This window comes from Deinococcus roseus (genome assembly GCF_014646895.1).
Classification (GTDB): domain Bacteria; phylum Deinococcota; class Deinococci; order Deinococcales; family Deinococcaceae; genus Deinococcus_C; species Deinococcus_C roseus.
Genome location: NZ_BMOD01000024.1, coordinates 24,991 through 42,000, shown reverse-complemented (window position 1 = coordinate 42,000; position 17,010 = coordinate 24,991). Strand labels below are relative to the sequence as shown.

General features: G+C 57.5%; 19 protein-coding genes. All 19 read left to right on the top strand.

The genetic code is table 11. The features are described from left to right. Positions 1-27: 27 nt before the first annotated feature. The 19 genes from IEY52_RS21355 to IEY52_RS21265 all read left to right on the top strand — a co-directional run bounded on the left by IEY52_RS21355 (position 28) and on the right by IEY52_RS21265 (position 17,009). Complete coding sequence (locus tag IEY52_RS21355; RefSeq protein ID WP_189006684.1) at positions 28-855, top strand: type 1 glutamine amidotransferase domain-containing protein; 828 nt, start codon at positions 28-30, stop codon at positions 853-855. 4 nt (positions 856-859) lie between these two features. Next, positions 860-2,557, top strand: coding sequence for a thiamine pyrophosphate-binding protein (locus tag IEY52_RS21350; RefSeq protein WP_189006682.1), 1,698 nt, complete (start codon positions 860-862; stop codon positions 2,555-2,557). A gap of 6 nt (positions 2,558-2,563) precedes the next feature. After that, positions 2,564-2,986, top strand: coding sequence for a hypothetical protein (locus IEY52_RS21345; protein WP_189006679.1), 423 nt, complete (start codon positions 2,564-2,566; stop codon positions 2,984-2,986). 93 nt (positions 2,987-3,079) lie between these two features. After that, positions 3,080-3,928, top strand: a complete 849-nt coding sequence (locus IEY52_RS21340) for an MBL fold metallo-hydrolase (protein ID WP_189006677.1) — start codon at positions 3,080-3,082, stop codon at positions 3,926-3,928. Beyond that, positions 3,925-4,341: a hypothetical protein gene (locus tag IEY52_RS21335; RefSeq protein WP_189006675.1), complete on the top strand. Its 417-nt coding sequence runs from the start codon at positions 3,925-3,927 to the stop codon at positions 4,339-4,341. The genes IEY52_RS21340 and IEY52_RS21335 overlap by 4 nt, the downstream gene beginning before the upstream one ends. 10 nt (positions 4,342-4,351) lie before the next feature. Continuing rightward, positions 4,352-5,110 carry a DJ-1/PfpI family protein gene (locus IEY52_RS21330; protein WP_189006673.1) on the top strand — a complete coding sequence of 253 codons (759 nt, stop codon included), beginning with the start codon at positions 4,352-4,354 and terminating at the stop codon, positions 5,108-5,110. Positions 5,111-5,116: 6 nt separating this feature from the next. Continuing rightward, positions 5,117-5,953 carry an MBL fold metallo-hydrolase gene (locus IEY52_RS21325; protein WP_189006671.1) on the top strand — a complete coding sequence of 279 codons (837 nt, stop codon included), beginning with the start codon at positions 5,117-5,119 and terminating at the stop codon, positions 5,951-5,953. Between the two features lie 41 nt (positions 5,954-5,994). After that, positions 5,995-6,387: a nuclear transport factor 2 family protein gene (locus tag IEY52_RS21320; protein ID WP_189006670.1), complete on the top strand. Its 393-nt coding sequence runs from the start codon at positions 5,995-5,997 to the stop codon at positions 6,385-6,387. A 2-nt stretch (positions 6,388-6,389) separates the two neighbouring features. Then, positions 6,390-7,907: a GMC family oxidoreductase gene (locus IEY52_RS21315; RefSeq protein ID WP_189006669.1), complete on the top strand. Its 1,518-nt coding sequence runs from the start codon at positions 6,390-6,392 to the stop codon at positions 7,905-7,907. Further along, positions 7,904-8,482 (top strand): DJ-1/PfpI family protein, encoded by a 579-nt coding sequence (locus IEY52_RS21310; protein ID WP_229684904.1) that lies wholly within the window; start codon positions 7,904-7,906, stop codon positions 8,480-8,482. Before IEY52_RS21315 ends, IEY52_RS21310 begins: the two co-directional genes overlap by 4 nt. Beyond that, positions 8,479-8,877, top strand: a complete 399-nt coding sequence (locus tag IEY52_RS21305) for a VOC family protein (RefSeq protein WP_189006668.1) — start codon at positions 8,479-8,481, stop codon at positions 8,875-8,877. Before IEY52_RS21310 ends, IEY52_RS21305 begins: the two co-directional genes overlap by 4 nt. An 89-nt stretch (positions 8,878-8,966) precedes the next feature. Further along, positions 8,967-10,829, top strand: coding sequence for an AGE family epimerase/isomerase (locus tag IEY52_RS21300; protein WP_189006667.1), 1,863 nt, complete (start codon positions 8,967-8,969; stop codon positions 10,827-10,829). Between the two features lie 40 nt (positions 10,830-10,869). Next, the gene (locus tag IEY52_RS21295) at positions 10,870-11,202 is read left to right on the top strand and encodes an anti-sigma factor antagonist (RefSeq protein WP_189006666.1); all 333 of its coding nucleotides are present in this window, start codon (positions 10,870-10,872) and stop codon (positions 11,200-11,202) included. Continuing rightward, the gene (gene glgX / locus IEY52_RS21290; RefSeq protein ID WP_189006665.1) at positions 11,199-13,589 is read left to right on the top strand and encodes a glycogen debranching protein GlgX; all 2,391 of its coding nucleotides are present in this window, start codon (positions 11,199-11,201) and stop codon (positions 13,587-13,589) included. The genes IEY52_RS21295 and glgX overlap by 4 nt, the downstream gene beginning before the upstream one ends. A 64-nt stretch (positions 13,590-13,653) precedes the next feature. Next, entirely contained in the window at positions 13,654-13,977 is a 324-nt protein-coding gene (locus IEY52_RS21285; protein WP_189006664.1) for an anti-sigma factor antagonist, read from the top strand. A 70-nt stretch (positions 13,978-14,047) separates the two neighbouring features. Beyond that, positions 14,048-14,491, top strand: a complete 444-nt coding sequence (locus IEY52_RS21280; protein ID WP_189006662.1) for an ATP-binding protein — start codon at positions 14,048-14,050, stop codon at positions 14,489-14,491. Next, positions 14,481-15,725 (top strand): PP2C family protein-serine/threonine phosphatase, encoded by a 1,245-nt coding sequence (locus IEY52_RS21275; RefSeq protein ID WP_189006659.1) that lies wholly within the window; start codon positions 14,481-14,483, stop codon positions 15,723-15,725. The genes IEY52_RS21280 and IEY52_RS21275 overlap by 11 nt, the downstream gene beginning before the upstream one ends. A gap of 9 nt (positions 15,726-15,734) precedes the next feature. Continuing rightward, complete coding sequence (locus tag IEY52_RS21270) at positions 15,735-16,487, top strand: MinD/ParA family ATP-binding protein (protein WP_189006657.1); 753 nt, start codon at positions 15,735-15,737, stop codon at positions 16,485-16,487. A 135-nt stretch (positions 16,488-16,622) separates the two neighbouring features. Further along, positions 16,623-17,009, top strand: a complete 387-nt coding sequence (locus IEY52_RS21265) for a hypothetical protein (protein ID WP_189006654.1) — start codon at positions 16,623-16,625, stop codon at positions 17,007-17,009. Position 17,010 lies beyond the last annotated feature (1 nt).

The following is a 17,010-nucleotide window of genomic DNA, read 5'->3' as shown; positions in this document are numbered from 1 at the left end:
GCAGTTGTGTTGTTCGAAAGGAGTGCTATGAGCAAACGTATTTTGGTGATCCTTTCAGAGTATGGCTACTGGGGCGAGGAACTGATCGGTCCCCTGGAAACCTTTGATCAAGCTGGCTACGAGGTGGTTTTTGCCACCGCCACCGGGAAACGTGCACATGCGCTTCCCCCCAGCATGAGCCCTGAATACATTGATCCTCCGCTGGGCAAGAGTGTGACCTCCAAAGAAGTGGCAGACAAGGTGATTGCCCTGGAAGCCACCGACCGCCTGGACAACCCCCTCAGCATCCAGGACATGATGCCAGAGCGCCCTTATTACAGCGGTTCCAACTTCCTGCGGGACATGGAAGGCTACTACAAAGCCAGAGATGCAAAAGTGGAAGAACTGGTGGAAACCTACGACGCCATCCTGATTGTGGGAGGAAGCGGTCCCATTGTGGACCTCGCCAACAACCAGAGGGTGCACGACATCATCCTGGGATTTTACGGAGCCAACAAACCTGTCGGAGCCGAATGTTACGGCGTGGCCTGTCTGGCCTTCGCCCGCGACTGGGAGAACCGCCAGAGCATCATCTGGGGCAAACGGGTCACCGGGCACTGCAAGGAATACGACTACAAAGACGGCACGGGATTCCTGGGCACCGACTTCAACATGGGTCCACCCCCATACCCCCTGGAATACATCCTCAGAGACGCCACCGGTCCTGACGGAGCCTACATCGGGAACTTTGGCAAAGAAACTTCAGTGATTGTGGATTACCCTTTCATCACCGGCCGTTCCACCCCAGACTCCTACCTGACGGGCCAGAAAATGGTCGAGGTCCTTGAAAAAGGCCTGACCCGATTCGGCTGGTGACGGGATGCCACTGCCTTCTGTGAAAACCGGAAGGCACGCCATCATCGAGCAGTTCATGCTGGATGGCATGCCTTACATGTTTGGCAACCCCGGAACCGTGGAACAGGGCTTTCTGGACGCCCTGGAAGACTACCCGGACTTTCATTACATCCTGACCTTGCAGGAAACCATTGCCGTCGCCATGGCCGATGGTTACGCCCGCGCCCTCAACCACCCTGCACTGGTGCAACTGCACTCCAGCGTGGGGGTCGGAAACGGCATCGGCATGATTTACCAGGCCATGCGGGGCCACGCTCCGCTGGTGGTGATTGCCGGTGAAGCAGGCACCCAGTACGATCCCATGGACGCCCAGATGGCCGTGGATCTGGTGGCGATGGCCAAACCCGTCACCAAGTACGCCACCAGGGTGATTGATCCACAGTCCCTCCTCAGGGTCCTGAGAAGGGCCATCAAGATTGCTGCAACGCCGCCTTGTGGCCCGGTGTTCATCAGTTTGCCCATGGATGTGCTGGACGCCCCCATCACCGAGGAAGTGCGGCCCACCACAAAAATCCACAGCCGGGTGACCCCACCCATCGAGCAACTGCAGGAAGCAGCAAACCTGCTGGCTGCAGCCCAGAATCCCCTGATCCTGATGGGAGACGGCATCAGTTTCTCAGGTGCCCAGGGTGAACTGGCCGCAGTGGCAGAAGCGGTGGGTGCTCCGGTCTGGGGTGTGAACTCCAGCGAGGTGAACCTGCCCGCCAGCCACCCGCTGAACGCAGGTCTGACTGGACACATGTTCGGAGAGACCAGCCAGAAGATCGTGAAAGACGCAGATGTGATTCTGGTGTCTGGTACCTACCTGTTCCCCGAAGTGTTCCCTTCGCTGGGAAGCCCCTTCAAGCCCGACGCCAAATTGATTCACATTGATTTGAACGTCTACGAGATTGCCAAGAACTTCGATGTGGACCTCGCCCTGATGGGAGACCCCAAATCTGCTCTGGCGATCCTGGCGGGACTCCTGAACGTGCAGATGTCTGATGAGCAAAAAAACAGTGCCCACCAGCGCACCGAGAAATACGGTCAGCAGAAACGCCAGCAGGAAGAACAGGCCCGCTCCAGAGACCTGGACCAGAAAACCCAGACCCAGAAGAACCACACGGCCCTGCACATGGCGGCCTTCACCGAAATTCTGGCGGATCTGGTGCCAGAAGACACCATCATCTTTGATGAAGCCCTCACCAACAGCCCGGCTTTGAACCGTTACCTGCCTGCCAACAAACCCGGCCATTTCTTCCAGACCCGTGGAGGATCGTTGGGGGTGGGCATCCCCGGAGCCCTGGGCATCAAACTGGCAAAACCCGACAGCACCGTCATTGCCTTCACCGGAGACGGCGGCAGCATGTACACCATTCAGGCCCTGTGGACCGCCGCGCACCACAACATCAACGCCAAATTTGTGGTCTGCAACAACGGGGCGTATTTGCTTCTCAAGCGCAACATCGACCAGTACTGGAAAGAGCAGGGCATCGAAGCGCACGGTTACCCGAAATCTTTCGATCTGCTGGAACCGGTGATTGACTTTGTGAAGGTCTCAGAAGGCCTGCACGTGCCCGCCATGCGGGTGGAAACTTTAGAGCAAATCCGGCCCGCCATCATACAGATGCTCCGTCATCAGGGACCTTTCCTGATTGATCTGGTGCTCAGCGCAGAAAGTTAGGAACACATGGACGTAGCCGGGGTCGAAAAGCTGGTCAAGGATTGGTACGAAAAGCTGGATGTGCATGCCCCGATGGTGGAAGTGCTGCCCCTGCTGGTGGATTCTGGACTGGAAATGCAGTTTCCAGAAGCAACGCTGTACAGCCTTGCGGATTTTGAAGGCTGGTACCAGGGGGTGATCCGTCTGTTTTTCGATGAGGTGCACCTGCTGAAAAAAGTGGAGGTGAACCTCCAGGAAGACCGGGCAGAAGTGGACATCATCGTGCAGTGGGAGGCCAGTTTCTGGAAAGCCCCTGCCGCACACAGCCAGCGCATTGTTGCCGATGCCTACCAGACCTGGGTGGTGGTCCCCGATTCAGACGGGAACCCCAGAATCCAGCTTTATGTTGTGGACAAATTGGATTTTCATCCTGGCTCCGCTCAATTGTGATGTGTCAGCTGTGATCTGAACTTTTCCGTGTTCAGCCCCAATGAACCCTCAGCAAGACCTTGCAAGAAACAAAGCAAGAAAACAAGGAGGTACATGGTGACGGATTTCAAAGTTCATCTGGTGAGAGGTCGCTTTCCGGTGCTGCCCAGCGCTGTCAATGCCTACGTGGTGGAAACCCCCACCGAGGTGGTGGTGATTGACGCAACCGCAGCGATTTCCAGTTCCCAGGAACTCCGCGCCCTGGCTGAATCGCTGGGCAAGCCCTTAAAAGCCGTCCTGATGACCCACGGACACCCCGATCACTTCACGGGTCTGGTGACCTTCAAAGACCTGCCTGTTTACGCTTCCCAGGGCTGCATTGACTTTGCACACCGGGAAGACGAAACCAAATGGCAGGGCGGCAAGCAGTACCTCGGAGAGGATTTCCCCGACGAGCGCAGCTTTCCCAGTCAGGTGATCAAAGACGGAGACACCCTGAATTTCGGGGGCATTGACTTCACTTACACCGAACTCGGCCCTGGTGAATCCGACGATGATGGCATGTGGCTCACTGAGGTGGACGGCATCCAGCACGCTTTTGTTGGGGACACCATCTGCAACCACACCCACGCCTTTTTCGGAGATGGGCACGCGCTGCACTGGATCGAGAACATCGAACGGCTGCAGAAAACCCTGCGTTTAGACGCAAAGATCTATGTGGGGCACGGGGATTCTCCTGCCCATTACGCAGACCTCGAAGACCAGAAAGCCTACCTGCAACTGTTCATTGACACCATCAAAGACCTGCCCAGAGAAACCCCGGTCACCGAAGAGGTGGTTGGAAAAGTGATGGGCCGCATGAAGGAGTTCCAGCCCACCGAAGAACTGTTCTTCCTGCTGGGCTACGAATTGCCGCAGGGCATTGAGCGGGTCTGGAAACAACTCGACGAGGTGAAAGCATGAGCATTTCAGACACCGAAATTCAGGGACTGGTGCAGGCATGGTTTTCGGGCCTGAATGAACACCGGGCCATGGTCAAGATGATGCCCCTGCTGGACCTGAAAAACCTGCACATGGTTTTTCCCGAGAGCACCCTGACCACCCCCGAGGAATTTGAGAACTGGTACCGCACGGTCACCAGCACCTTCTTTGACCAGGACCACATCATCGAAGAGGTGAGCAGCGACATCCAGGAAAACGGCGCAAACGTCAAAGTCACCGTGATCTGGAAGGCCCACGAATGGAAAGCCCCTGCAGCCTTCAGCACCCGCATTGCCATGCGTGCTGCGCAGGACTGGCAGGTTGTGCGTGATGAAAACGGGCAAGTGGTGATTCAACGTTACGTGGTCAATTCACTGACTCCAGTCGAGTCATAAGGGGGAACACATGGGTAAGAAAGTGCTGGTTCTGGCCTCCAATGTAGGCCTGTGGGCCGAAGAATTGCAGGCCCCCTGGGACGCCCTCAAGAAAGCCGGGCATGATGTCACACTGGCCACCCACAAGGGATTGAAGCCGCTCCCCATGCAGATCAGCATGAACCCGGACTTCATTGACCCTTTCCAGAATTACAACGTGAACCCCCAGGAAGTGGTGGACCGCACCCATGAGCTGCTGCAAAACGGCGAGTGGGACAACCCCATCAAAATTCAGGACGCCAAGATGTCCGATTACGACTCGATTGTGATTGTGGGCGGACCGGGCTCTGCGCTGGATCTGGTGGGCAACCCCAACGTGCACGACCTCTTGCTGGAAGCCTTCCAGGCCGACAAGATGATCGGTGCCCTGTGTTACGCTGTGGGCGCTTTCGTCTGGACCCGCAACCCGGAGAACGGCAAGAGCATCATTTACGGCAAGAACGTGTGTGCGCACCCCAAACAGTGGGATTTCAAAGACGACATGACCTACGATCTGGTCGGCACCGAAGGCGAAAATGCTGGCACCAATCTGGTGACCCGTGGCTTCGTGTTCCCGCTGCAGGTGGTCGTTGAGGACGCTGTGGGTCCAGAAGGCAAGGTCACCTCCGATTACACCGCCAACCGGGAGAAACCCTGCGTGGAGTACGACTGGCCTTTTGTGACGGCCCTCTCGGTGGAGTCCTCCATTGCCTTTGGAGACAAGCTGGTTGAAGTGCTGGAGAGCAGATAAAACCCCATGGCTGCACTGACCTATCAGGGCACCATTGATGTTTTTCGCGGTGAAACCGTTTCGGTGCACAGCTACAGCAGCCCCGAAGCCGGTGAATTTGTGCGCTCCCAGATCATTGAAACCCCACACAGCCTGATCGTGGTGGATGTGCAGCTTTCCCGGCAGTACGCCGCAGAGGTGCGCAGGTACGCGGAAAGCCTGGGAAAACCCATCTCACGAGTGATCATCAGCCACATGCACCCCGACCACTGGCTGGGCATTGATGCCTTCAAGGATTTGCCGCTTTACGCCCTGTCAGAAGTGATCGGGCACCTGGAGATGCTGGGAGATTTCTGGATTGGCCTGAAAAAAGAAGAACTGGGCGACCAGATTCCAGACCAGAAGGTCATTCCCCAGCACGTTTTGCAGGAAGGGGAGGAGGTCATCGACGGGGTGAAGTTTGTGTTCCGCAAAGTCACCCAGGCCGAATGCCTCGCCAACCTGATGATCGAACTTCCTGAGGTGAAAACGCTGTTGCCCCAGGATCTGGTCTACAACAACATCCACCTGTTTGTGGGCGAACTGCACGGTGAAAACCGCGACATCCTCTGCTTTGACGGCTGGATCAAGACGCTGGAGCAGCTGAAAACAGAGGATTTTGAACTGGTGATTCCCGGTCATGGCGACCCCACCGACAGCAGTGTTTTTGACCGCAGCATTGGGTTCCTGAAAGACGCCCAGCAGGTGTTTGAAACTGCGAAAGACCATCAGGAATTCAAGGCCCGATTGATCGAGCTTTATCCGCATTACAAGCTGCCGATGCTGCTGGACATGTCGGTTCTGACCCTTTACAAGTTGATGTGACCCGACCATCCCGACTTTTTGAACCCACAGGAGGAAGCACAATGGATCCCAGAGAAACCCTTGAAAAGTACTACCAGTATGCCAATGCCGGACAGTGGATGGACTGGTGCGACCTCTTCGCTGAAAACATGGTGATGGACGAGCAACTCGCCGGACACATCGAAGGCCTCGCCACCCTGCGCGAAGGCATGAAAGGCGGTCTGGGCGGTTACACCGAGTTCCAGAACAAACCCAAAACCATGTTCGTGAGCGGCAATGAAGGTGCAGTGGTGTCCCACATCACTGGAAAAACCCACCTGGGAGAAGAAATCCAGTGTGGCGTGATGAACTACTTCCGCTTTGACGAAGAGGGCAAGATCGTGTACCTGGCGAACTTCCATGACTCCGTGCCCTTCAAGCCCCTGTTCGATCCCAACAACAAAGCTGCCCAGTGACCATGAAGTGGGATTTCATTGTGGTGGGAGGAGGGTCCGCCGGTTCCGTGGTGGCAGCCCGCCTTTCCGAACACCCCGAATGGAACGTGCTGTTGCTGGAAGCCGGGGCCGGACAGGTCCCGGAGGTGGCCCATGATCCCTCCCTGTGGTTCCTGACCTGGGGCACCGAGATGGACTGGCAGTACAAAAGTGTTCCGCAGGAACACCTGCGGGGCCGCCAGACCGACGAACCCCGCGGGAAAGCGCTGGGGGGCACCAGCCAGATGAACCTGATGATGTACGTGCGGGGGCACCGCCAGGATTACGACAACTGGGCGAAAGTGGCTCCGGGCTGGTCCTACCAGGAAGTGGTTCCTTTCTTCCAGCGTCTGGAAGACCAGGAGGACCACACCAACCCCACCGCCGGGCATGATGGCCCCATGCACATCATCAACGCCAAAAACCACCAGCCCAATCCAGCTTCTGCGGTGTTCATTGACGCCTGTGCAGAGCTGGGTTTTCCCGTGACTGCGGACTTCAACGGTCCGTACATGCACGGTGCAGGCTGGCACCACATCAACATCCGGGATGGCAAACGGGAAAGTGCCTACCGGGCCTACATCAAACCCGTTCAGGACAGGCCCAACCTGCACATTGAAACCGCAGCACGGGCTTCCAGAATCCTGATCGAAAACGGGCGGGCTGTGGGCGTGGAGTACCAGCAGAACGGCGAGGTCAAAACCGCACATGCCGCAAAAGAAGTGGTGGTCTGTTCGGGTGCGATTGATTCTCCCAGACTGCTGCTGCTTTCAGGAATTGGACCAGAAGAACACCTGCAGGATGTGGGTGTGGAAGTGGTGCACAACCTGAAAGGGGTGGGGGAGAACTTCCACAACCACGTTTTGACCGGGGTGGTGTACGGCTGGGATGGGGAACTCGAACCTGCCCGCCTCAACCGCTCGGAAAGCTGCCTGTACACCAGTTCCAGCGATCAGGAAATCGCCCCGGATTTTCAGCTGGGGTTTGTGACCCTGTCTTTTGATGTGGTGATTGGTGCGGCCCACCCCAATGCGGTTTCGATCATTGCGGGCCTCACCAAACCGAAATCCAGAGGTTCGGTGAAACTGGCTTCCAGCGATCCTCTGGCAGCGCCTCTGATTGACCCGAACTATCTGGCCGAAAGTTACGACCTGGACCGCATGGTGGAGCTGGTCAAACTGTCCCGCCAGATTTTCCAGACCCGGACTTTTGCAGGCAAAGTCACCCAGGAACTGCTGCCCGGTCTGGATTGCCACACCGATGAACAACTCCGGGAATTCCTGATTTCCCGCGCCGCTTCCTACCACCACCAGTGCGGATCCTGCCAGATGGGGGAAGGGGAGTGGGCGGTGGTCAGCCCTGAACTGAAGGTGCACGGTCTGGAGGGCCTCAGGGTCGCAGACGCCTCGGTGATGCCCGAAACCCCCTCCTGCAACATTCATGCTGCGGTCCTGATGATCGGTGAACGGGCTGCAGATTTCGTCAAAAAGGAGCACCTGTGAAGCCAAAACTGGTCGGCAAAAAAATCGGCATCCTGATGGAATCGGATTTTTACGATCCCGAAATCTGGTATTACAAGAGCCGCTTCCCCGAAGAGGGGGCGTCCGTGCATTTCCTGTCCAAACTGTGGGGCCAGCCTGGTCTGACCTTCAACGGACACGAGTTTCACACCCCTTTTTACGTGAATGAAGCCTTCACGGACATGGACGATGAAACCCTCAAATCCTTTGATGCGATCATCATTCCAGCCGGGTTTGTCTCGGACCGCCTGAGGTACACCCCGGACGTCACCCAGCCTTCAGACGCTGTGCAGTTCATCAAGCGGGTCTTTGCAGAGGAAAGCATCGTCAAAGGCGTGATCTGTCACGGTTTGTGGCTGCTGGCCTGGGCTCCTGAACTGGTGAGGGGCCGCAAGCTCACCACCCACAACAACCTTTACGCCGATGCCATCAACATGGGGGCAGAGTACGTGAATGAAGATGTGGTGGTGGACGGAGACCTGATCACTGGACGCACCGGAGGCCACCACGCCCAGTTTGCCCGCGCGATCATCGAGAAACTCTCGGGTGAAGCATGAAATTCTCCCATGTGGCCCTCAACTGCGCCGATGTGGACGCAACCGTCGAGTTCTACAGCAAGTACTTCGGCTACCACACCGCCCGGGTCTTTGACATCGGGGGCGGGGCCAAAATTGTCTTTCTGAAACTGGGGGACGCCTACCTGGAACTGTTCCCCGCTGAAGGCGTGGGCCCGGTGCTGGAAAAAGACGGCCCCAAGGAAAAAGGCGTGCTCCGGCACATCGCTTTCCAGGTGGACAGCGTGGACGAGGTGCTGGCAAAACTGGGCGATCAGGCCCAGATTGCCCTTGGCCCGCTGGATTTTGATGCCTTCATTCCTGGCTGGCGCACCGCCTGGGTGAAAGACCCCGATGGCAACATCGTGGAAATCAGCCAGGGTTATCAGGACGCCTGAATTCTGTTTTTGCAGGTTCAAGACGTGTTTTTAAATCCTCCATCCGTGTTTGGGAATTCATGGATTTCAGTGTTAGAGAAGGAGTGCATATGACTGCAACCGATCCATCCGTGCAGCCCTCCGGGGCCTCCAGTGGCAACCAGATCAACTTCACCTTTTCCGACACCATCGCAGGGTACGTCACCGAATTTGACCGGGAGAAGCAGACCTTCGGGCTGAAAACCACCGATGGCCGTGTGTTCACGGTGAACCTCAAGAGCAACACCTACGCCTACCTGTCCCGCAACCTCGGCGAGCCTTACCTGGACGCCACCGGGCAGATCTTCGAGATGCTGGAAGCCGGGCGTTACATGTACGCCTACGGGGTGTTCTACCCCGAGCATGGTGCCCACATTTTTGAAGCCCAGTTTCTGGTTTTTGTGGGCCGCAAGGTAGACGAGTTCTTCTTTGAGAAGCAGAACTGGTGGATCAAGCAGCTTTCCGAAATTGCCCACTTCTACCGCCGCGCACAATTCGGCAAGGGCGAGATCGATTACCGCAATTACCGCACTGAGGTGAACCTGTCCGGTGAGCGCACCCGCGACAACTTCATTCAGGAAACCGACACCATCTCCCGACTGGTGTACGGGTATGCTTCGGCTTACCTGCTGACCGGGGAAGATGAATTCCTGGAAATTGCCGAGAAGGGCACCGAGTACCTGCGGGCCCACATGCGCTTCTACGACCGTGACGAGAACATAGTCTACTGGTACCACGGGATCCGCATCAACGGAGACAAAGAAGAAAAGTTGTTTACCAGCGAGTTCGGGGATGACTACGACGCCATTCCTGCCTATGAGCAGATTTACGCGCTGGCCGGACCCATCCAGACCTACCGCGTGAACGGCGACCCCAGAATCCTCAAGGACGCCGAGCTGACCATCGACCTCTTTGACAACTTCTACCTGGACAAAGAGCGTGGCGGGTACTACTCCCACCTGGACCCCATCACCCTGGATCCCTTATCGGACGCCATCGGGGCCAACAAAGGCAAGAAGAACTGGAACTCTGTCGGAGACCATGCACCTGCCTACCTGATCAACCTGGTGCTGGCCACCGATGATCCCCGCTTCAAAACCTTCCTGGAAGGCACCTTCGACACCATTGCCAAGTACTTCCCGGATTACGAGAACAGCCCCTTTGTGCAGGAGAAGTTCTTCTCCGACTGGTCGCACGACAGCCAGCACATGTGGCAGCAGAACCGTGGTGTGGTCGGGCACAACCTGAAGATCGCCTGGAACATCATGCGCATGCACACCCAGACCCCCAAACCCGAGTACGAGGCGCTGGCCCGCCGCATCGCCCAGGAAATGCCCCTGGTGGGTGGAGACCGCCAGCACGGCGGCTGGTACGACGTGATGGAGCGGGTCAAGCAGAATGACCAGGAATGGCACCGCTACGCTTTCCACGACCGCAAAGCCTGGTGGCAGCAGGAGCAGGGCATCCTGGCTTACCTGATCCTGCACGGCCTTCTCAAGGACGAGGAGTACCTGAAACTGGCCCGCGAGTCCCAGGCCTTTTACAACGCCTGGTTCCTGGACCACGACGACGGAGCTGTGTACTTCAACACCCTCGCGAACGGTTTGCCTTACCTGCTGGGCACCGAGCGCCTGAAGGGCAGCCACAGCATGTCCATGTACCACTCCTCAGAGCTGTGCTACCTCTCTGCGGTGTACAACAACCTCCTGATCTTCAAGAAGCCGCTGGACATGCACTTCAAGCCCATCCCCGGGGGTTTCAAGGACAACATCCTCAGGGTTGCCCCTGACCTGCTGCCCGCTGGATCTGTCAAGATCAGTGCGGTGACCGTGAACGACCAGCCTTACCGCTACTTTGATGCCGACGCCCTGACCGTCACCCTGCCCGAAACCGATGAGCGCGTGAAAATCTGCGTGACTTTGCAGCCCGTTTGATCCTGTTCACCCAGTTTGATTTGACAAGGAGGTAACCCGCATGGAAATTTCATCCAGCACCGTAGACGGTGTGGTGGTGGCGCAGATCATCGGAGACATCGATGGCAAGACGGCCCCGATTGTGCAGCAAAAAGTGGTATCCCTGATTCCAGATGGAGGAAAAATCCTGCTGGACATGGGACAGGTGGAGTACATGTCCAGCGCTGGCCTGAGGATGCTGCTGCTGGTGTACCGCCAGGCCCAGAGCAAGGGCAGCAAGATTGCTTTAAGCGGCCTCAGTGAAGACATTGCAGACACCATGTCTGCCACAGGGTTCCTGGATTACTTCGTGACCAGCACCACTGTGGAAGAAGGACTGCAGGCCCTGGCATGAGCAGTGAGATTCCAGGTCTGGAACCTGATGCTGTCAATCCAGCTGTGACCGAAGCTGTCCCGAAAAAGGCCAGCAAGGGCAAGAAAGCTGCTGAAACTGCCCCTGTAGCAGAAGCCGCCCCGGCCAAGAAGAAAGCTGCTCCCAGGAAGAAAAAAGTGGACGCTGCACCAGAACCCACTCCAGAACCCGCTCAGGAGGCTGCTCCGGCAGCCCCTGCAGCGCGGGAAAGGGTGCAACTCGAGCCCGCCGTTCCCGATTACAGCAACGTGGACAGCCGCATCGATTTCTACCCCACCCACGAGTACCTGGGGTACCGCATCCGGGCCGGGAAACCCCTGCCTTTCGGTGCGACCCTGGTGCCCAACGGGGTGAATTTCAGCGTGTATTCTGCACACGCCACGGCCTGCACCCTGGTGATCTTTGACAAGGGCGACCCCACCCCCAAAGTGGAGATTCCCTTTCCGCATGAGTTCAAGATCGGCAATGTGTTCTCCATGCTGGTCTTCGATCTGGACCCGGAAACCCTGGAGTACGGGTACCGCATGGATGGCCCCTGGGACCCTGCACAGGGCCACCGCTTCGACCCCAGCAAGATCCTCTGCGATCCTTACGCACGGGTGATCAGCGGTCGGGACGTGTGGGGACAGAAGCCTGACTGGGACAACATCTATCCGCACCGTTCCAGGCTCTCCTTCGATGATTTTGACTGGGAGGACGACAAGCAGCTTGAGACCCCCTCCGAAGATTTGATCGTCTACGAGATGCACGTGCGTGGGTTCACCAGACACGGATCTTCCGGGGTCAAGTTTCCCGGAACCTTTGTGGGCATCCGTGAAAAGTTGCCCTACCTGAAAAAACTCGGTGTGAACGCCATCGAACTGATGCCGATTTTTGAATTCGACGAGTTCGAGCACAGCCACACCGACCCCGAAACCGGAGAGATCGACCACCTCAACTACTGGGGGTACTCCACCCTCGGGTTCTTTGCGCCCAAAGCAGGTTACGCTGCCACAGGCAAAAGGGGCATGCAGGTGGATGAACTCAAGGCCCTGATCAAGGCCTGCCACAAGATGGGCATTGAAGTGATTCTGGATGTGGTGTTCAACCACACCGCCGAGGGCAACGAGCAGGGACCCACCCTGTCTTTAAAAGGCCTCGACAACCAGACCTACTACATGCTCACCCCCGAAGGGTACTACTTCAATTTCTCGGGCACCGGCAACACCATCAACTGCAACCACCCCGTGGTCAGAAACATGGTGCTGGACTGCCTGCGTTACTGGGTCAGCGAGTACCACATCGACGGGTTTCGCTTCGATCTGGCGGCCATTCTCGGGCGTGCCCAGGATGGAAGCCCCCTGGCCAACCCCCCTCTGCTGGAAAGCCTGGCCCACGACCCCATCCTGGCCCGCACCAAACTGATTGCCGAAGCCTGGGATGCCGGAGGGCTGTACCAGGTGGGCAGTTTCCCTGCTTACGGAAGATGGGGCGAGTGGAACGGCAAATTCCGTGACACCATCCGCAAGTTCCTCAAAGGCGAAGCCGGAGAGGTGGGCGAGATGGCCATGCGCATTCAGGGCTCCCCGGATCTGTATTCTTCCAGAGGACCCACTGCCAGCATCAACTTCATCACGGCGCACGATGGATTCACCCTGTACGACAGTGTTTCTTACAATGAGAAACACAACCTCGCCAACGGTGAGAACAACAACGACGGAGCCAACGACAACAACTCCTGGAACTGCGGTGCAGAAGGGGAGACCGATGATCCCTGGATCAACGCGCTGCGCCAGCGTCAGGTCAAGAACGCCCTGGCCATGATGCTGACCAGCCAGGGCATCCCCATGATCCTGATGGGCGATGAAATCGGGCGCACCCAGCACGGCAACAACAACACCTACTGCCACGACAACGACCTCAACTGGATGGACTGGGGCCTGGTGGAGAAGAACAAAGACCTGCTGCAGTTTGTTCAGCATGTGGCCGCCTTCCGCCACCGCCACCCGGTGCTCAGAAACCGCTGGCACCTCTCAGGCCGCGATTATGTGGGCAGCGGCTATCCCGACATCAGTTTCCACGGGGAACGCGCCTGGAGTCCCGACTGGTCCAGTGAGAGCCGCACCCTGGCTTTCATGCTGTGCGGCAAGCATGCAAGAGGCGGCACCGTGCAGGACGACTACATCTATGTCGCCATGAACATGCACTGGGAAGACCACGCCTTCGAACTGCCTTACCTCGCCCAGGGCCTGCAATGGCACGTCTTCGCCAACACCGGAGCAGAAGTGACCAGTGTGGAACCCGGAGACGAAATCTGGCTGAAAGACCAGCGCACCTTCTGGATGGGTTCCCGTTCGGTGGCCATTCTGGTCGGCAAAGCCCCCCGTTAAGCCCTCTTTTTCAAGTTTTGCACCCATCCCCAGCAACACCTTCAGCAACACCAAAGGAGTCAACATGTCCATCGATGTGAAAGTGGAATACAGAGGAACAGACGGAGTCATCACCCTGGGAGGCCAGCTGGACGCCAGCGCCGCCCCCGCCTTCAAATCCGCCATTGAAGATGTCTTCAACGGACCCGAAAAAGTGGGCCGTCTGGTGATCCTGATGCAGGACCTGGAATACATGGCCTCTGCCGGACTCCGTGCCCTGGTGTTCGCCAAGCAGAAAGCCGGAGCGGGCGTTCCCATTGTGCTGGTGGCTCCCCAGGAAGGGGTGCTGGAGACCATCGAGATGACCGGTTTCCACCACAGCGTGATCATCGAAGAAACCTACGCGTAAAGCGGCCTGAATGCGTGCTGGGGGAAGGTGTGACCTTCCTCTGGCCTGTTTTACACCAGCAAGGAGGTCTATGGAACCCCTGAATTTGCCTGCGACGCTGGATGCCCTGGATCCCATCGCAGATTTTGTGCTGGAAGCTGCCAAAGCGGCAGGACTTGAGAAGAAAGCGGCCTACCGGTTGCGCCTCGCTGTGGATGAGATCGCCACCAACATCGTCACCCACGGCTATGAAGAGATGGGCATGACTGGAGACATCCAGGTGTATGCAGACATGGACGAAGAATCCCTGACCATCACCCTGGAAGACACCGCTGTTCCCTACAACCCCTTCGAGCAAGACCCGGTTTCTGAAGAAGAACTGCAAAAGCCCCTGGAAGAACGCCCCATTGGTGGTCTGGGACTGTTCCTGACCATTCGGGGGGTGGACCGCTTCTCCTACGAGCGGGTCGCCAACATCAACCGCAACATGTTTCTGATGCTGCGCCCGAAAGAAGGAGCGCCTGATGTTCAGTGAATCCCTCAAAGACAACAGCCTGATTTTCTGGAATTGCCCGGATGCCAAAGCTCCCGGAATCCGCACCCTGCTCAAGGATGCCGGTTACGACCTGAAAGTGGCCGACACCCTGCATGAGGTGCTGCTCTTGCTGGCCAGCAACAACACCACCCCGGTGATCCTGCCCGTGGAACTCGGAGACAGCTGTTTCGAGGATCTGCCCGACAGCATGCTGGTCCCCATGATCGCCTGGGGCGACGACGAGGATTCCCTCAAGCCCTTTCTGGACCGGGGCGTGCGGGCCTACATGCTGCCCCCCTTCACCTACCCCCTGATCCAGACCCAGATTGAAACCAAACGGGATTACCTGCGCCTGAACCTGGACGCGCTGGACATTGGCCGCCATGTGGAACTCAAGCTGATTGAAAGGGATGTGGAAATTGGCCGGGACATCCAGCTGAGCTTCCTGCCCAAATCCCTGCCCGAGCGTCCAGGCTGGGAACTCTCTGCCTTCTTCAGGCCTGCCCGTGAAGTTGCTGGGGATTTCTACGACGGGTTTGAGCTGTTGCACGGTCGCCGCATTGGTGTGGTGATGGCAGACGTGTGCGACAAGGGGGTGCCCGCAGCCATTTTCATGGCGTTGTTCCGCACCCTGATTCGCGCCGGAGCACAGCAGAACATCTCGCTGTCCTGGGCTTCTGACCCCAGTGCTGGTGCAGACGACAAGGTCTGGCTTGGCGGGCTCAAGGGAGAGGGCAGACAGGCTTTGCCCAGAATTGGAACCAGTGCGCTCTTAAATGCAGTGGCCGGAACCAACAACTACATGACCGAAAACCACCTGGAAACCGGGTATTTTGTGACCCTGTTCTTTGGGATTTTCGATCCGCTGACCGGGCAACTGATCTACATCAACGGCGGACACAACCCCCCGGTGATTGTGCGTGCAGACGGCACCCAGGTGATGCTGAAACCCACCGGACCTGCTGTGGGCATGATTCCCGGAGCGACCTTCAAGATCGCCCAGGAGATGCTGAATCCCGGAGACACCCTCTTCACTTACACCGATGGGGTCACCGATGCCAAAAGCGAAACCGGACACTTCTTTGGCAACAAGAACATGCTGGAACTGTTGAAAGAACCCATCACCTCTGCGCAAAGCCTGATCGAGCGTTACCAGACGGCGCTGGACAACCACATTGAGAGCGCCCCCCAATTCGATGACATCACCATGCTGGTGGTGCGTCGCGAGCCGTAAAGGAGATCCATGTCCAAAATCATCTCTGTTCATTCCTTCCGGGGGGGAACTGGCAAATCCAACACCACCGCCAACCTCGGAACCCTGCTGGCCGCCAGAGGGCAGCGGGTCTGCATCATCGACACCGACATCCAGTCTCCCGGCGTGCACGTGCTGTTCGGGCTGGAACCTGAAGACATGCACCACACCCTCAACGATTACCTGTGGGGCAACTGTGACATCGAAGCGGCCGCCCACGACCTCAGCGCCAAAATGGGGGTTTCGGGCAAAGGCAAGGTTTTTCTGGTGCCCTCCAGCGTGAGAAGCCGGGACATCGTACGGATCCTGCGGGAAGGCTACGACATGGGCCTGCTCAACGACGGCTTTCACCGCCTGATCCAGATGCTGGACCTCGATGTGCTGCTGATTGACACCCACCCCGGTGTGGGCGAGGAGACGTTGCTGTCCATCGCCATGTCGGATGTGCTGGTCCTGATCATGCGCCCCGACCAGCAGGACTACCAGGGCACTTCTGTGACCGTGGAGGTGGCAAGACAGCTGGACATTCCCAAGATGCTGCTTCTGGTCAACAAAACCCCCGAAAGCTACAACTTTGCAGATGTCAAACGCCGTGTGGAAGCCACCTACAACTGCGAGGTGGCCGGTGTGATCCCCCACTCTGACGAAATGATGGCTCTGGCCAGTGGGGGGGTGTTCGTGACCCGTTTTCCCAACCACGAAATCACCCGGCTGTACACTGGCATTGCCGACCATTTGCTTTGAGGACTTCCTCTGCTCGTGCTGAAAACCCTTTAAAGTGGAAGCAGGAGGACAATCCAGACCAGAACACACTGCAGCAAGCAGGCCCCTCTTGCTGTGCAAGCGCCCATCAGGCTGTAACCCCATGAGGAAGGCCCCATGACCCACCTTGAGGCATACCAGAAGATCATGCAGGAAATTGACGGCTGGCCCATTCAGGACGGCATCCGCAGTTCTGATTTGACCCTGCTGCAAGACCCGCTGCGCACGGCCCTCACCACCACGGTGAGGGAAGGGCATGTCACCCTGCAGGAATTCAGTGGGTTTCTGGGACTGGACCTGGACAGCACCTCCCATGTGGTGGACGCTTTGCTGGAACATGGTTTTCTGAAAACCAGCCAGGACACCCCTTCAGGAGAAACCGAATACCGGGTGCATTATGCCCGCTCCGGCCGCCAGAGCGGAGATTTGTGGAACCGCCTGAAGTCTTTAGAACCCGAGCAGAAACCCGCACCATCCCAGCACCAGCAGAAACCCGAGGACTGAT

Excerpts from the sequence above, each read along its gene's own strand:
- IEY52_RS21355 (WP_189006684.1), top strand. The coding sequence starts at position 28 with ATGAGCAAACGTATTTTGGTGATCCTTTCAGAGTATGGCTACTGGGGC.
- IEY52_RS21280 (WP_189006662.1), top strand. The coding sequence starts at position 14,048 with ATGGAACCCCTGAATTTGCCTGCGACGCTGGATGCCCTGGATCCCATC.
- IEY52_RS21265 (WP_189006654.1), top strand. The coding sequence starts at position 16,623 with ATGACCCACCTTGAGGCATACCAGAAGATCATGCAGGAAATTGACGGC.
- IEY52_RS21295 (WP_189006666.1), top strand. The coding sequence starts at position 10,870 with ATGGAAATTTCATCCAGCACCGTAGACGGTGTGGTGGTGGCGCAGATC.
- IEY52_RS21315 (WP_189006669.1), top strand. The coding sequence starts at position 6,390 with ATGAAGTGGGATTTCATTGTGGTGGGAGGAGGGTCCGCCGGTTCCGTG.
- IEY52_RS21345 (WP_189006679.1), top strand. The coding sequence starts at position 2,564 with ATGGACGTAGCCGGGGTCGAAAAGCTGGTCAAGGATTGGTACGAAAAG.
- IEY52_RS21320 (WP_189006670.1), top strand. The coding sequence starts at position 5,995 with ATGGATCCCAGAGAAACCCTTGAAAAGTACTACCAGTATGCCAATGCC.
- IEY52_RS21340 (WP_189006677.1), top strand. The coding sequence starts at position 3,080 with ATGGTGACGGATTTCAAAGTTCATCTGGTGAGAGGTCGCTTTCCGGTG.
- IEY52_RS21285 (WP_189006664.1), top strand. The coding sequence starts at position 13,654 with ATGTCCATCGATGTGAAAGTGGAATACAGAGGAACAGACGGAGTCATC.
- IEY52_RS21270 (WP_189006657.1), top strand. The coding sequence starts at position 15,735 with ATGTCCAAAATCATCTCTGTTCATTCCTTCCGGGGGGGAACTGGCAAA.
- IEY52_RS21300 (WP_189006667.1), top strand. The coding sequence starts at position 8,967 with ATGACTGCAACCGATCCATCCGTGCAGCCCTCCGGGGCCTCCAGTGGC.
- IEY52_RS21305 (WP_189006668.1), top strand. The coding sequence starts at position 8,479 with ATGAAATTCTCCCATGTGGCCCTCAACTGCGCCGATGTGGACGCAACC.
- glgX (WP_189006665.1), top strand. The coding sequence starts at position 11,199 with ATGAGCAGTGAGATTCCAGGTCTGGAACCTGATGCTGTCAATCCAGCT.
- IEY52_RS21275 (WP_189006659.1), top strand. The coding sequence starts at position 14,481 with ATGTTCAGTGAATCCCTCAAAGACAACAGCCTGATTTTCTGGAATTGC.
- IEY52_RS21350 (WP_189006682.1), top strand. The coding sequence starts at position 860 with ATGCCACTGCCTTCTGTGAAAACCGGAAGGCACGCCATCATCGAGCAG.
- IEY52_RS21325 (WP_189006671.1), top strand. The coding sequence starts at position 5,117 with ATGGCTGCACTGACCTATCAGGGCACCATTGATGTTTTTCGCGGTGAA.
- IEY52_RS21330 (WP_189006673.1), top strand. The coding sequence starts at position 4,352 with ATGGGTAAGAAAGTGCTGGTTCTGGCCTCCAATGTAGGCCTGTGGGCC.
- IEY52_RS21335 (WP_189006675.1), top strand. The coding sequence starts at position 3,925 with ATGAGCATTTCAGACACCGAAATTCAGGGACTGGTGCAGGCATGGTTT.